The sequence below is a fragment of the Vibrio brasiliensis LMG 20546 genome, assembly GCF_000189255.1.
Lineage (GTDB): Bacteria > Pseudomonadota > Gammaproteobacteria > Enterobacterales > Vibrionaceae > Vibrio > Vibrio brasiliensis.
Window position 1 is genome coordinate 118,844 of sequence record NZ_AEVS01000014.1, and the last position, 14,577, is coordinate 133,420.

At 45.9% G+C, this 14,577-nt stretch carries 13 protein-coding genes; 12 read left to right on the forward strand and 1 reads right to left on the reverse strand.

Going from position 1 to position 14,577, the window contains the following annotated elements; translation table 11 throughout:
* The first annotated feature begins 13 nt into the window (after positions 1-13).
* The 11 genes from csdE (at position 14) to RH46_RS21710 (ending at position 11,503) form a co-directional block, all read left to right on the forward strand.
* A complete protein-coding gene (gene csdE, locus RH46_RS02975) occupies positions 14-442 on the forward strand; it encodes a cysteine desulfurase sulfur acceptor subunit CsdE (RefSeq protein WP_006877924.1) in 429 nt (142 codons plus the stop codon).
* A gap of 170 nt (positions 443-612) precedes the next feature.
* On the forward strand, positions 613-1,740 hold the full coding sequence (gene rlmN / locus RH46_RS02980; RefSeq protein ID WP_006877925.1) for a dual-specificity RNA methyltransferase RlmN: 1,128 nt from the start codon (positions 613-615) through the stop codon (positions 1,738-1,740).
* A gap of 325 nt (positions 1,741-2,065) precedes the next feature.
* Positions 2,066-3,019 (forward strand): cytoskeleton protein RodZ, encoded by a 954-nt coding sequence (rodZ, locus tag RH46_RS02985; protein WP_006877926.1) that lies wholly within the window; start codon positions 2,066-2,068, stop codon positions 3,017-3,019.
* 8 nt (positions 3,020-3,027) lie between these two features.
* On the forward strand, positions 3,028-4,146 hold the full coding sequence (ispG, locus tag RH46_RS02990) for a flavodoxin-dependent (E)-4-hydroxy-3-methylbut-2-enyl-diphosphate synthase (RefSeq protein WP_006877927.1): 1,119 nt from the start codon (positions 3,028-3,030) through the stop codon (positions 4,144-4,146).
* A 45-nt stretch (positions 4,147-4,191) separates the two neighbouring features.
* Complete coding sequence (hisS, locus tag RH46_RS02995) at positions 4,192-5,460, forward strand: histidine--tRNA ligase (protein WP_040894971.1); 1,269 nt, start codon at positions 4,192-4,194, stop codon at positions 5,458-5,460.
* 67 nt (positions 5,461-5,527) lie between these two features.
* Positions 5,528-6,142: a YfgM family protein gene (locus RH46_RS03000; RefSeq protein WP_006877929.1), complete on the forward strand. Its 615-nt coding sequence runs from the start codon at positions 5,528-5,530 to the stop codon at positions 6,140-6,142.
* A gap of 9 nt (positions 6,143-6,151) precedes the next feature.
* Positions 6,152-7,312, forward strand: a complete 1,161-nt coding sequence (gene bamB, locus RH46_RS03005) for an outer membrane protein assembly factor BamB (protein ID WP_006877930.1) — start codon at positions 6,152-6,154, stop codon at positions 7,310-7,312.
* Positions 7,313-7,480: 168 nt separating this feature from the next.
* Positions 7,481-8,965 (forward strand): ribosome biogenesis GTPase Der, encoded by a 1,485-nt coding sequence (gene der / locus RH46_RS03010; protein WP_006877931.1) that lies wholly within the window; start codon positions 7,481-7,483, stop codon positions 8,963-8,965.
* A gap of 85 nt (positions 8,966-9,050) precedes the next feature.
* Positions 9,051-9,917 carry an alanyl-tRNA editing protein gene (locus RH46_RS03015; RefSeq protein ID WP_006877932.1) on the forward strand — a complete coding sequence of 289 codons (867 nt, stop codon included), beginning with the start codon at positions 9,051-9,053 and terminating at the stop codon, positions 9,915-9,917.
* Positions 9,918-10,190: 273 nt separating this feature from the next.
* Positions 10,191-11,195, forward strand: coding sequence for a sensor domain-containing diguanylate cyclase (locus RH46_RS03020; RefSeq protein ID WP_006877933.1), 1,005 nt, complete (start codon positions 10,191-10,193; stop codon positions 11,193-11,195).
* Between the two features lie 86 nt (positions 11,196-11,281).
* Positions 11,282-11,503: a zinc ribbon domain-containing protein gene (locus tag RH46_RS21710; protein WP_006877934.1), complete on the forward strand. Its 222-nt coding sequence runs from the start codon at positions 11,282-11,284 to the stop codon at positions 11,501-11,503.
* Here RH46_RS21710 and xseA read toward each other — a convergent pair.
* Positions 11,496-12,827 (reverse strand): exodeoxyribonuclease VII large subunit, encoded by a 1,332-nt coding sequence (xseA, locus tag RH46_RS03025; RefSeq protein ID WP_006877935.1) that lies wholly within the window; start codon positions 12,825-12,827, stop codon positions 11,496-11,498. The genes RH46_RS21710 and xseA overlap by 8 nt on opposite strands.
* 232 nt (positions 12,828-13,059) lie before the next feature.
* On the opposite strand from xseA, the gene guaB reads away from it, so the two are divergent.
* The gene (guaB, locus tag RH46_RS03030) at positions 13,060-14,523 is read left to right on the forward strand and encodes an IMP dehydrogenase (RefSeq protein WP_006877936.1); all 1,464 of its coding nucleotides are present in this window, start codon (positions 13,060-13,062) and stop codon (positions 14,521-14,523) included.
* Positions 14,524-14,577: the final 54 nt, after the last annotated feature.

Consider the following 14,577-nt stretch of genomic DNA (forward strand, 5'->3'; position numbering starts at 1 on the left):
GATGGAGCTCTCTATGTCGTCGTTTCCTCAATCTCCGTTTGGCCAAGATATTAGCGTTGAAGATATCATTGCGACTATGCAAGGCTTTAAAGGCTGGGAAGACCGCTATCGTCAGGTAATCCAGTGGGGTAAAAAACTACCTCAGATGCCAGAAGAGCTAAAGTCGCAACAAGTGACAGTAGCAGGCTGTGAGAGTCAGGTTTGGCTGGTTAGCGAACTGGTGGAAGGCAAGTGGTATTTCTGTGCTGACTCAGATGCACGTATTGTTCGTGGTCTGATTGCACTTGTGCTGGCTGCATTCGATGGCAAAACAACTCAGGAAATCGCTAGCTTTGATACTGATAGCTATTTTGAACAGCTAGGTCTGATTGCTCACCTTAGCCCTTCCAGAGGCAATGGCCTTAAAGCGATTGTTGAGCAGATAAAGCAAGTCGCCGACTAATTTTTTCCTCTTCAGCCCGTCAGAAAGACGGGTTGATTATTATTGTTTAAAATTTAATCACTGCGATATTAACGCCTTAATAAATACGTGGCTTTACAACGCTTGTTGTCACTGCGTAAAGGCTGTACAATTCGCGCCCTTAATTAATGTTCCGTCGTTTGAGAGGCCACATGACCACTGAAAAAATCAATCTACTCGACTTTGATCGTCAAGGTATGCGTAAGTTTTTTGCTGACCAGCTCGGTGAAAAAGCATTCCGTGCAGATCAGGTAATGAAGTGGATCTACCATTTCGGTGTCGATAACTTCGATGACATGACCAACATTAACAAGAAGCTACGTGAGAAACTTCAGCACCGTTGCGAGATTAAAGCACCGACTGTTGCTGAAGCTCAGCACTCGTCAGATGGCACCATTAAATGGGCTATGAAGGTGGGTGATCAGGACGTAGAAACGGTTTACATCCCTGAGGAAGACCGTGCAACGCTATGTGTGTCGTCTCAAGTAGGCTGTGCACTAGAGTGTAAGTTCTGTTCGACTGCGCAACAGGGCTTCAACCGTAACCTGAAAGTGTCGGAAATCATTGGCCAGGTTTGGCGTGCTGCACGTGAAATCGGTTTGCAGAAAGAGACGGGCCGTCGTCCTATCACTAATATCGTTATGATGGGTATGGGTGAGCCTCTTCTGAACATGAAGAACTTGATCCCTGCACTTGAGATTATGCTTGATGACTTAGGTTTCGGTCTGTCAAAGCGTCGCGTAACGGTTTCTACATCGGGTGTGGTTTCTGGTCTTGATCAGATGACTGGTAAGATTGATGTCGCTCTCGCTATTTCTCTTCACGCTCCTAACGATAAGCTTCGCAGCGAAATCATGCCGATTAACGATCGCTGGGATATTCAGGACTTTTTAGCTTCAGTTCGTCGTTACATTGCCTCTTCAAACGCTAACCGCGGCAAAGTAACAGTAGAATACGTGCTGCTTGACCATGTGAATGATGATATGGACCACGCGCGTGAACTGGCTGAGCTGATGAAAGATACGCCATGTAAGATCAACCTGATACCGTTTAACCCGTATCCAGGTTCACCTTACAAGAAACCAAGTAACTCTCGTATCGACCGCTTCCAGAAGACACTGATGCAATATGAGCACACAGTAACGGTACGTAAAACTCGTGGCGATGATATCGACGCCGCATGTGGTCAGTTAGTGGGTGATGTTATCGACCGTACTAAACGTACTGCGATGAATAAAGCCGCTAAAGGCGAGACAATCGAAGTTAAAGCGGTTTCATAACCTTTTGCCTAATTTTGCTAAAGCCAGAGTCCAACTCTGGCTTTTTTGTTACATCGTGTAGCGATCTTTCTGTCAAAATAACGAAAAACCTTGAGCTGCTTGTAAAATATGCACTTTCTCTGTGTTGTTTCATCTATGATATCTATTAGAATTAAAGGTTAACGCTTTCGGGGTATTCCTCTGTCTATTTAGTGGAGCGTGAATTTTTATAAATGAGGCTTAAACCTCGAATTATTTCCGAGTCTGGTTTTCTCGCATACAACGAAAAATAAATAACTAAGTTGCGAATAAACGAGGCACGATCAAGAAGAGAATTATTAGAATCATGACTGCAGAACAACAAACTCAAGCTAGCGAAGAAAACGTAGATAAAGTACAAGCTGGCACACTGCTTAAAAACAAACGCGAACAACTTGGTTTATCTCAAAAGCAAATTGCTGACCGTCTGCGTTTACGCCTCTCCATAATCGAAAACATTGAAGACAACAATTTTGCTTCTGATCAGGTCGCTACCTTTACCCGTGGCTACCTGCGCTCTTACGCAAAAGCGGTAGGTCTGGAAGAGTCTGAAGTTCTTTGTGCTTTGGATGGATGTGATGAGACTAAACCTGAAGCGCAGGAGATGAAGAGTTTCTCGCGTAAAACTAAGCGCGAGGCGCATGATAGTCGTATTATGACCCTGACTTGGGGAATTTTTGCCGTAATTATCGGTATTTCATCGGTATGGTGGTGGCAAAACCAAGAGACCAGCATGGTTGACTTAACCAGTCAAACTGAGCAGGAGCTAGAGCTTGAGCAGCAGGCATCTAGCCAGGAACTCGACTTCACTACTTTAGAAGACGCGCAACCTCAATCTCCGGCTAGTCAGCAAGCAGAGTCTGGCGAAGTCGAGGCTCCTGATTTAGAACCGCAGGTGGCAGAGACACAAACTGAAATCGTTGCCGAGGTTCAGCAGCCTGAAACAGAAAGCCAGCCTCAAGAACCTATTGCAGAAGCAGAGCCTGTTGTTGAAGAAGCTCAAGCGGTTCAACCACAAGCGATTGCTAACTTACTCAAACTCTCTTTCAGTGATGACTGCTGGATTCAGGTTAAAGACTCTTCAGGAAAAACACTCTCAACGGGCGTGAAAAAAGCCGGTCAGACGCTAGAATTGAATGGCGAAATGCCATATAGCGTCATTTTAGGGGCTCCTGAAAACGTTTCAATGACATTAGCGAGTGAACCTGTCGACCTTTCTGGGTATACTTCAGGCAAAGTAGCAAGATTCAACTTACCTTAGAAATTACTATGCAATACGAATCTCCGATCAAACGTCGTCCATCGACTCGTATCTACGTGGGCGATGTACCTATTGGTGACGGTGCACCAATCGCAGTACAGTCAATGACTAACACCAGAACAACAGACGTTGAAGCGACTGTTGCTCAAATTCGCGCACTGGAAAATGTCGGTGCCGATATTGTGCGAGTGTCTGTACCTACTATGGATGCGGCCGAAGCATTCAGACAGATCAAGCAGCAGGTAAATATCCCGTTAGTCGCGGATATTCACTTCGACTACCGAATTGCGCTTAAAGTTGCTGAATATGGCGTCGACTGTTTGCGTATCAACCCGGGTAACATCGGTAACGAAGAGCGTATTCGCTCTGTTGTTGATTGTGCTCGTGACAAAAACATTCCGATTCGTATTGGTGTTAATGGTGGCTCTCTGGAAAAAGATATCCAGATGAAATATGGCGAACCGACGCCAGAGGCCCTGGTTGAATCAGCAATGCGTCATGTCGATATTCTTGATCGTCTTAACTTTGATCAGTTTAAGGTCAGTGTTAAAGCATCAGATGTATTCTTAGCGGTCGATTCGTACCGACTACTGGCGAAGAAAATTGATCAACCGTTGCACTTAGGTATCACTGAAGCGGGTGGTGCTCGTGCTGGTGCTGTTAAGTCTTCTGTTGGTCTTGGTATGCTACTAGCTGAAGGGATTGGCGATACGCTACGTATCTCTTTGGCAGCAAACCCGGTCGAGGAGATCAAGGTTGGCTTCGATATTCTGAAATCGTTACGTATTCGCTCACGCGGCATTAACTTTATTGCGTGTCCAAGCTGCTCTCGTCAAGAGTTCGATGTGATTGGCACTGTTAATGCGTTAGAAGAACGATTAGAAGATATCATTACACCAATGGATGTATCGATCATCGGCTGTGTCGTTAATGGTCCGGGTGAAGCAGAAGTCTCACACCTTGGGCTTGCAGGAAGCAATAAGAAGAGTGCTTTCTACGAAGACGGCAAACGTCAGAAAGAGCGTTTCGACAACGATGATCTCGTCGCTAAACTCGAAGCTAAGATTCGCGCTAAAGCTGCGATTCTAGACGAGCAGCAACGTATCGACATTAAAGTACAAGATTAATCTCAACCTAGATTACGCGAAGTAATTAAAATTACGGTAGATATTGTGGCAAAGAAAATCCAAGCAATTCGAGGCATGAACGACTGCCTTCCAACTCAATCACCACTGTGGCAAAAACTTGAAAACACAGTGAAAAACGTAATCAGCGCATACGGTTACAATGAAGTGCGCATGCCAATCGTTGAGATGACCCATCTATTCAGTCGCGCTATCGGTGAAGTAACCGACGTGGTTGAAAAAGAGATGTACACTTTTGAAGACCGCAATGGTGATAGCCTGACACTGCGCCCAGAGGGTACTGCAGGTTGTGTGCGTTCTTGTATTGAAAACAGCCTGATTGACCGTTCAGAGCAGCGCTTATGGTACATGGGTCCAATGTTCCGTCACGAGCGTCCTCAAAAAGGTCGTTACCGTCAGTTCCATCAATGTGGTGTTGAGGTGTTCGGTCTTGATGGTCCGGATGTAGACGCTGAGCTTATTATGATGACCGCGCGTCTATGGCGCGAGCTGGGTATTGATAAACATGTACGCCTGGAGCTGAACTCTATTGGTTCTCTGGAAGATCGTGCGAACTACCGTACCGCACTGATCGCTTTCCTAGAGCAGCATATCGATATTCTTGATGACGACTGTAAGCGTCGTATGCACACCAATCCGCTGCGCGTTCTTGATACAAAAAATCCAGACGTACAGGCTATTCTTGGTGATGCTCCACGTCTTTCAGACTATCTTGGTGAAGAATCGAAGCAACATTTTGCAGGTCTGTGTGAACTTCTTGACGCTGCAGGTATCGAATACTCAGTTAACCAACGCTTAGTTCGTGGCTTAGATTACTACAACCGCACTGTTTTCGAGTGGATCACTGAAAGCCTGGGTGCTCAGGGTACTGTTTGTGGCGGTGGTCGATACGATGGTCTGGTTGAACAGCTAGGCGGCAAAGCAACACCAGCTGTTGGTTTCGCTATGGGTCTGGAGCGTCTTGTTCTGATGCTTGAAACCCTTGAGCTAACAGAAGTACGTCGCAGTGTCGATGTATACATGGTAACCGCTGGCGAAGGTACAATGTTGGCAGGTATGAAACTGGCAGAGACGCTACGTGAGCAAGTACCTGGCCTGCGTGTAATGAGCCACTTTGGTGGTGGTAACTTCAAGAAGCAGTTTAAGCGTGCAGACAAAGTTGGCGCAGCTGTAGCCTTGGTTCTAGGCGAAAACGAAGTTGCTGATAACACAGTAGTATTGAAAGACCTGATTGGCGGTACGCAAGAGACATACAGCCAAGCAGACGTTATTGCAAAACTATCTGAGCTAGTTTAATCAATTTATCTATTTTCAAAAGTGGTGATGAGAGTCACCACTTTTTTAAGATGTAAGAGGACAGGAAGTGGAACTCTACGATACTGAAGAACAACAAGTAGAAGCGATCAAAGATTGGTGGAAAGAGAACGGCAAAGCAGTCATTTTGGGTGCGGTTGTTGGTCTTGGTGGCCTATTTGGTTGGCGTTACTACCAGGATTCTGTAACAGCGGCTCAAGAAGCTGCTTCTGAAAGCTACACCAAAGCGGTACAAACGCTAGCAGAAAAAGGCGCTTCAGCCGAAGGCGATATTCAAGCATTTATTGATGCCAATAAAGAGACTGAATACGCCGTACTCGCTGCACTACAACTAGCAAAAGTTCAAGTTGAAGCCGGTAATCTGGATGAAGCTTTGGCTCAGTTAGAGTGGGCTAAATCAACCACTAAAGATGCAGCGGTATCTGCGGTACTTAACTACCGTCTGGCTCGTGTAAAAGCAGAGCAGGGTGAGTTCGATGCTGCTGTTTCTGAGCTGGCAAATATTACAGATCAAAGCTGGGCTGGTCGTGTTGCTGAACTGAAAGGTGACATCCTATTGCGTAAAGGTGATGCTCAAGGTGCGTACGCTGCATATACGCAAGCACAGCAATCTGGCGATGCTAGCCAAACGCTACAAATGAAACTGGACGACCTAGCCAAGTAAGGGCATAGCATGAAGAATATGCTGAAAAAGGCGCTGGCAACTGCAATGTTTGTTGGCGCGCTGGCGGGCTGTGCTAGTGAAGAAGATACTGTCATCATGGCGCCTGTTCCTCAAGTGGACAGCGAGTTTACTCCGCAATCTCAGTGGAGCAACTCGGTAAGCGGTGGTGTTGGTCAGTACTACTCAAAACTGACACCAGAATATGCTTACGACAAAGTGTTTGTTGCTAGCCGTGATGGCGTAGTGAAGGCACTTGATCCTGAAAGTGGTAAAACTCTGTGGGAAACTGACGTAGAGGCTGATGTATCTGCACGCCTTTCTGGTGGTATTACCGCAGCGTATAGCCAGGTTTTCATCGGCAGTGAAAATGGTCGTGTTCTTGCGTTCAATGAAGAGACTGGTGAGCTAAACTGGCAAGTTGATGTCGATGGTGAAGTACTTGCTGCACCGGCGACAGACAGCAACCTGGTTATTGTGCATACCAATAAAGGTATCTTGTTGGCACTGGATCAGGTTACTGGCGAAGCTAAGTGGACTATCAGCACTGAGGTTCCAAACTTAACTCTACGCGGTAACAGTGCACCTGTAACGGCTTCTGGCGGTGTGTTCTGGGGTACAGCAAATGGTCGTCTGGCAGCCGCTATTGTTGAACGTGGCCAATTGATTTGGCAGCAGCCAATCGGCATGCCTCAGGGGGCGACTGAAATTGATCGTCTGGTTGATGTTGATGCCTCGCCACTGATTTTAGGTAGCACTCTGTATATCGTTGGTTACAACGGTCAGCTAACCGCGATTGATTTACGCTCTGGTAAAGCGGCGTGGAAGCGTAACTACTCTTCTTCGACTGATCTAGTCAGTGATGGTAGCCGTCTGTTCGTCGTTACTGAACAAGACCACATTGCAGCAGTTGATGCGCGCAGTGGTACTGAATTGTGGACTAACGATCAGTTAGAAAACCGTCTTGTAACGGCGCCAGTTATCATTGAGCAGTACCTTGTTGTCGGTGATAGCGAAGGATACCTGTACTGGATTGATCGCAGTAGCGGTGAGTTTGTTGCAATGCAGCAAGTTAATAGCAGTGGTTTTGCGGTTGCACCAATCGCAGTTCCTGGCGGCTACGTTGTGATGACTCGCAATGGCGATGTAAAGAAACTGACGATCAACGAGTAATCGTGTGATATAATTCACATTCGGCTCCTAGCTGGTAACAGTTGGGAGCCGTTTGTTTGTTTTAGATACCCATAGTTTGATGTGGTTATAGGTAAAGCGCTCATAGAGTGAATTCTGTTGAGTCGTTACCTATAACTACATAAAGAGAAGAATATTGTAGAGGTTATTATGGTACCTGTTGTTGCTCTGGTAGGGCGTCCAAACGTTGGTAAATCAACGTTATTTAACCGATTGACTCGTACTCGCGACGCATTGGTTGCGGATTTCCCTGGCTTAACTCGTGACCGTAAATATGGCCAGGCTAAGCTTGGTGAACACGAATTTATCGTAATTGACACTGGCGGTATCGACGGTACTGAAGAAGGTGTTGAAACTAAGATGGCACAACAGTCACTAGCGGCGATTGATGAAGCTGACGTTGTACTGTTTATGGTTGATGGCCGTGCTGGTCTGACGGCGGCTGATGAAGCTATTGCTTCACACCTGCGTAAAATCGAAAAGCCGTCAATGCTGGTGGTAAACAAGGTTGATGGTATCGATGCTGACGCTGCAAGTGCAGAGTTCTGGCAACTTGGTGTAGAAAACATGTACCAAATCGCCGCAGCTCACGGTCGCGGTGTAACTGCGCTTATCGATCTTGCTCTTAACCCATTTGCAGAAAAGCTAATGGAAGAGACCAGTGGTGAGATTGAAGACCTGACTGACTTCATCGATGAAGACGAGAAGTTGGATTACAGCGAAGAAGAAGCTGAAGAAGAGTTCAAGCGTCTTCAGGATCAGCCAATCAAGCTAGCGATCATTGGTCGTCCAAACGTAGGTAAATCAACGCTAACAAACCGTATTTTAGGTGAAGAGCGTGTGGTTGTTTATGATATGCCGGGTACAACTCGTGACTCAATCTACATTCCTATGGAGCGTGATGGTCGCGAGTACGTTCTTATTGATACAGCAGGTGTTCGCCGTCGTACTCGTATCAACGAGACAGTCGAAAAGTTCTCAGTAGTAAAAACGCTTAAAGCGGTTGAAGACGCTAACGTTGTTATGCTGGTTATCGATGCGCGTGAAAACATCTCCGATCAAGACCTAAGCTTGCTAGGCTTTGCATTGAATGCTGGTCGTTCAATTGTAATCGCTGTAAACAAGTGGGACGGCCTTGATATGGACGTTAAAGAGCAAGTTAAGAAAGAGCTTGATCGCCGTTTAGGTTTCGTTGACTTTGCCCGTATTCACTTTATCTCTGCACTTCACGGTACAGGTGTTGGTCACCTGTTCGAGTCAGTTCAGGAAGCTTACAAGTCAGCAACAACACGTGTTGGTACTTCTGTTCTGACACGCATAATGAAGATGGCAACAGATGATCACCAGCCACCACTTGTTCGTGGTCGTCGTGTGAAACTGAAATACGCTCACGCGGGTGGTTACAACCCACCAATCGTTGTTATCCACGGTAACCAGGTTAACGAGCTACCAGATTCGTACAAACGTTACCTGATGAACTACTACCGTAAGTCTCTAGAGATTATGGGGACACCAATACGTATCCAGTTCCAGAACAGCGATAACCCGTTTGAAGGTAAATCAAACAAGATGACTCTGTCTCAAGAGCGTAAACGTAAGCGCTTGATGAGCATGATGAAAAATCGCAAAAACTGATCGCTGTTAGCAGTAAAGGTCAGAATATAGAGTTGATTAAAAAGCGCCGAATTCGTTTCTGGCGCTTTTTTTATAGGAAAATACCATGCAGATAACCCCAACCATCACGCAATTTTGTCACGGAATTTGGCAGTTAGACTCTCAAGTACAGTTGGTCCAGCTAGGTAGCCAATATCTACATGTTGTCACTGAGACCACACCATTTCACCCGGTTAGCCATATTTGGCCAGATCATCCTGCTGATAAAGGCACGCTAAACCATTTTCAGGTGGTTGATTGTCAGGTTGGTGCGGTGGAGCTGGCGAGTGGCGAACTTTATGTTGGCGAGACGATTCCAGTCAAGCGCGATCAACCCGGCTGGGTTTTTGTTGTTGTTCACTGTCTACCAGCAGATTGTTGCGGCATAGAGCTAGGGCAGAGTGTCACACTAAGCGTTGATAAACAGTACCAGAGCGCCTTAAGTCGTGGCCACAGTGCAGGTCACCTATCTTATCTTGCGCTGAATAAAGTCCTGACAGAACAGGGATATTGGCGTAAAGATGCTGATCGTAAAGACCCTCATGGTCATTATGATTTCAATAGCTATGCGCAGGTAACTAGCTTCGTCACTCCGGATAAGTGTCTGGATACTTACCGTTTGGGTAAAACACTACGTAAACGTGGTTTAAACAGTGCAGATATGCTGGCGCAGCTGAAGGAAATAGAACAACAGGTTAACCAGCAATTAGTGCAATGGATCGAATTAGGTTCAGAGGTTAAAGTCGAGTGTCATGGCGATGCATTGACGGATTCTCGCTACTGGCAATGTGACCTCAAACAGAGTGAAATAGCCGTAATTCCATGTGGTGGGAGCCATGTAGGGTCATTGACGGAATATGCTGCGATAGAAGTGTGCTTAACACAATTAGATGAACAAAACATTGAAATGCACACCAATGTAAAACCCACATAGCTCCAGATGATCTTTTTATTAAATCCTGTAAAGGCTCTTTTTTAACTTGATTTTAGTTATTTATGTCGTCATAAATTGAAATGCAGCATATGTAACTTATGCTTTCGGTGTGTGGTTATATAAATATTCTTTTTAGGGTAGATCGCTGATCAAAATGGATTTAGCCGAAGATCTGTAGAAGATCCTCTAAGCGTGTGCCACCTCAGATAAATGGTTATATAGATATGATATTCTCAGCATATAACTATATAAAAAATCAACAAGGCACGCGACATGAACATCTACAGCCTGCTCGATGCTCACCGGGCAGTGAATCGTTTGTTGCAGCAATTAGCATTGGGAATGGATAAACCCCGCTTAAATGAAGCTGTTATCGCTTTATCTGAGCAATTGTTTGGCCGAAGACTCGCGTCTATATTGCGACACAACAATGGACATTTGTATCTGGAATACGCACCACATTTACCTGATTTTTATAATCAAGCTATCGAAGGGGTTGCTATTGGACCTAAGGTAGGATCATGTGGTGCTGCCGCAGCAACGGGAAAACCAGTTGTTGCCTCCGATCTTAACCAGCATGAAAACTGGCAGCCGTATACTGAGTTGACCCAGCAGGCAAATCTGCATGCCTGTTGGTCGGTACCTATTCTTGCTTCGGATAATACCGTTCTCGGTACATTTGCGATTTATAACGATACTCCTTCAACACCGACCCCTGAGGAATTAGAGATCCTCGAAATGGTCGCTTCGCTCTATGCCGTAGCACTGGAAAAGTATCAACTTGAAGAGCAGCTTCACTTTCACGCCAGTCGTGATCCGCTTACTCACTGTTTCAATCGCAGAATGCTGCAACATGAAGTCGAAACGACTTTAATACGTGAGAATAAGCGTGATTCAATCATTGCCTGCTTTTTTGTCGACATTGATAGTTTCAAGTACATCAATGACCGCTTTGGTCATGATATTGGAGATAATGTACTGATCGAGGTAGCTGAAGTTCTTAAACAACAGTTCGTATTCCGTTCAGTGTTAGGGCGATATGGCGGTGACGAATTTGTTGGCTTCTGCTGTTTTGACTCTATGGCAGAGCTGGAAGATTTCTCCGGCTGTCTTGAGCGCGCATTTACTAACATGGCACATATTGACGGCTATCAGGTAAAAGTCAGTGTTGGGTACAGCTATAGCCAATCTCCAAACAATGATTCGATAGAAACAATGATCCGACGCGCTGACCAGTCAATGTATCAGGTTAAGCATGCTAAGCGCAGTGTATACTGATTCAGATCATTGCTGCCAGATGGCGTCAGGAAAGATACTTACCGGGTATTAGAAACTCGGAAATACCAATCAGGTTTGAGGTCGCTATGAGTGAAAATCAATGTCCCAGTTGTAACAATGAGTTGGACTGGGAAGGGGAGTATGTCTGTAAGACTTGCCAGGTTAGCTACAAAAAAATTGGTTACTGTCCTGACTGCGAGGCTGAACTAGAAAAACTTCAGGCTTGTGGAGCGGCTAACTATTTTTGTAATAGCTGTAATGAACTCAAGTCAAAATCGCGAGTACGATTCGAATTCGCCGCTAATTAACCGTGGAACGGACTTCTCCATCAGATAAACGGGTGACCAGAGTGTCGCCTGTTTTTACATCTGAGCCACGAACAATAACCTTGCCCTGTTCCGTTTGAGTGATGGAGTAACCACGTTTTAGCGTTGCCAATGGGCTGACTGTATCGAGCTTCTCAGCGGCTAATGCCAGTTGATGGCGTGTGTTGAGTAGCTTCCTGTCCATCGCATCCAACAGCTTTTGTTCCAGTCTTTGTAACGTGGCTTTCTGCTCAGCAAGGCGTCTTACTGGCGAATTAAGCGCAATTCGGTGCTGGAGACGTTCGACTTTCTGATGACGTACACCAATGTACTGCTGCATTGAGCGGTGTAACCTTACTTCGAGTTCATCAAGTTGTTGGCTTTGACGCTGAAGCTGATAGTTAGGGTGTTGTCGCTCTAAGCGGTGTTCAAGTGAAGCGGCACAACGCTTTTGCTCACTGAGGTAGTAGCGCATTGCAGCAACCAGTTTGTGCTGACGGCTGATGAGTGCCTGATCTTTATGGCTGTTGTCACGGCTAACGAGCTCTGCTGCCGCAGATGGAGTCGGTGCGCGCATATCGGCGACGAAGTCAGCAATGGTGACATCGACTTCATGACCAACCGCGCTGATAATCGGGATCTGACTTGCAGCAATCGTACGGGCCAGAATTTCGTTATTGAAGCACCATAGATCTTCTAACGAACCACCACCTCGACCAACAATTAATACATCACACTCATTTCTGCTGTTGGCACAACCAATCGCCTGAGCGATCTGGATTGCGGCCTCTTCACCTTGAACCATCGTTGGGTAAACAATGACTGGTAGGGAAGGATCACGGCGTTTCAGTACGTCGAGAATATCAAATAGCGCTGCACCGGTTTTTGAGGTTATGACCCCCACGCGTTTCGGATGCTCTGGAAGAGGCTTTTTACTGGTTTGAGCAAACAAGCCCTCACCCGCCAGTTTCATTTTCAACTCTTCAAACTGCTGTTGCAGTCGACCATCGCCTTCAGGTTGCATGCTCTCAATGATCAGTTGGTAATCACCACGAGGTTCGTAAAGAGAGAGGCGCGCTTTGACCAGGACCTGATTACCGTTCTGCGGTTTAAAGGTGACACGGCGATTGTTACCACGGAACATGGCACATTTTACCTGAGCACGAGAGTCTTTAAGAGTGAGGTACCAGTGACCAGAAACAGGAGCAGAGAAGTTAGATATCTCGCCAACTAACCAAACAATACCCATTTCATTTTCGAGCAAAAGGCGCACTTCTGCATTAAGACGAGAAACGGTGAATATGTTTTGATTGGTCAGAGAAGACACAGCTAATCTCGTAGGCGTGAGTATGGAAATTAGCGGCAATATAATACATATCAAGGGGGTAATTGCAAATAAAAAATAGAAAAATGTGTAGCCAAGCGATTTCCTAAGCCGTATAATCCGTCCGCAATATCTAATCCAAATGCAGTAGATTTTCTTAAACTTGCTGCCCTCATTATGCGAAACGATGAGACCGGATTGTTCTTTTTACTCCTCTAATTGTGAGATATTGCAAATGCTAAGAATTGCCAAAGAAGCGCTGACATTCGATGACGTACTACTTGTGCCAGCACACTCCACCGTTCTCCCAAACACAGCTGATCTTCGCACTCAGCTGACGAAAAATATCACTCTAAATATTCCGATGATTTCTGCGTCGATGGATACCGTGACGGAAGCTCGTCTCGCTATCGCTCTTGCGCAGGAAGGTGGCATTGGCTTTATCCACAAGAACATGTCTATTGAGCAGCAAGCTCAGATGGTTCATCAGGTTAAAATTTACGAAGCAGGTGTTGTATCACACCCTGTAACAGTAAGCCCTGATGCAACAATCGCTGATGTTGTTGCACTAACAGAAAAGCATGGTTTTGCAGGTTTCCCAGTGGTAACAGATACTAACGAGCTTGTTGGTATTATCACTGGCCGTGACGTTCGCTTTGTAACAGACCTTTCTAAGAAAGTAGATGTTGTAATGACGCCTAAAGAGCGCCTTGCAGCAGTTAAGGAAGGGGCTACTCGTGAAGAAGTTCAAGAGAAAATGCACAAAGCGCGCGTAGAGAAAGTACTGGTTGTGAACGACGAGTTCCAACTAACAGGTATGATTACCGCGAAAGATTTCCACAAAGCAGAGCGTAAGCCTAACGCATGTAAAGATGCGCAAGGTCGTCTACGTGTTGGTGCAGCAGTTGGTGCTGGCGCTGGCAACGAAGAGCGTGTTGCTGCACTTGTTGAAGCTGGTGTTGACGTACTACTGATTGACTCTTCACACGGTCACTCTGAAGGTGTTCTTAACCGTATCCGCGAAACTCGCGCGGCTTACCCAGATCTAGATATCATTGGCGGTAACGTTGCTACTGGCGCAGGTGCTAAAGCACTTATCGACGCTGGTGTTAGTGCAGTTAAAGTAGGTATCGGCCCAGGTTCTATCTGTACAACTCGTATCGTAACGGGTGTTGGTGTTCCTCAGGTAACGGCAATCGCAGATGCTGCTGAAGTAGCAAACCAACACGGTATTCCAGTTATCGCTGACGGTGGTATCCGTTTCTCAGGTGATATCTGTAAAGCTATCGTAGCAGGTGCATCGTGTGTAATGGTTGGTTCAATGTTCGCGGGTACTGAAGAAGCACCTGGCGAAGTGATTCTATACAACGGTCGCTCATACAAAGCTTACCGTGGCATGGGCTCACTGGGCGCAATGTCTCAGGGTTCTTCTGACCGCTACTTCCAGTCTGATAATGCTGCAGACAAGCTGGTACCAGAAGGTATCGAAGGTCGTATCGCATATAAAGGTCGCCTGAAAGAGATCGTTCACCAACAAATGGGTGGTCTACGTTCAAGTATGGGTCTGACAGGCTCTGCAACTATTGAAGATATGCGTACTAAAGCTGAATTCGTACGTATCTCAGGTGCAGGCATGAAAGAGTCTCACGTACACGACGTTCAAATTACTAAGGAAGCACCAAACTACCGTCTAGGTTAATTTTTACTGTAGTAAAAATAAAACCTATACACTCAACGGTAACGTTTGCTTTTT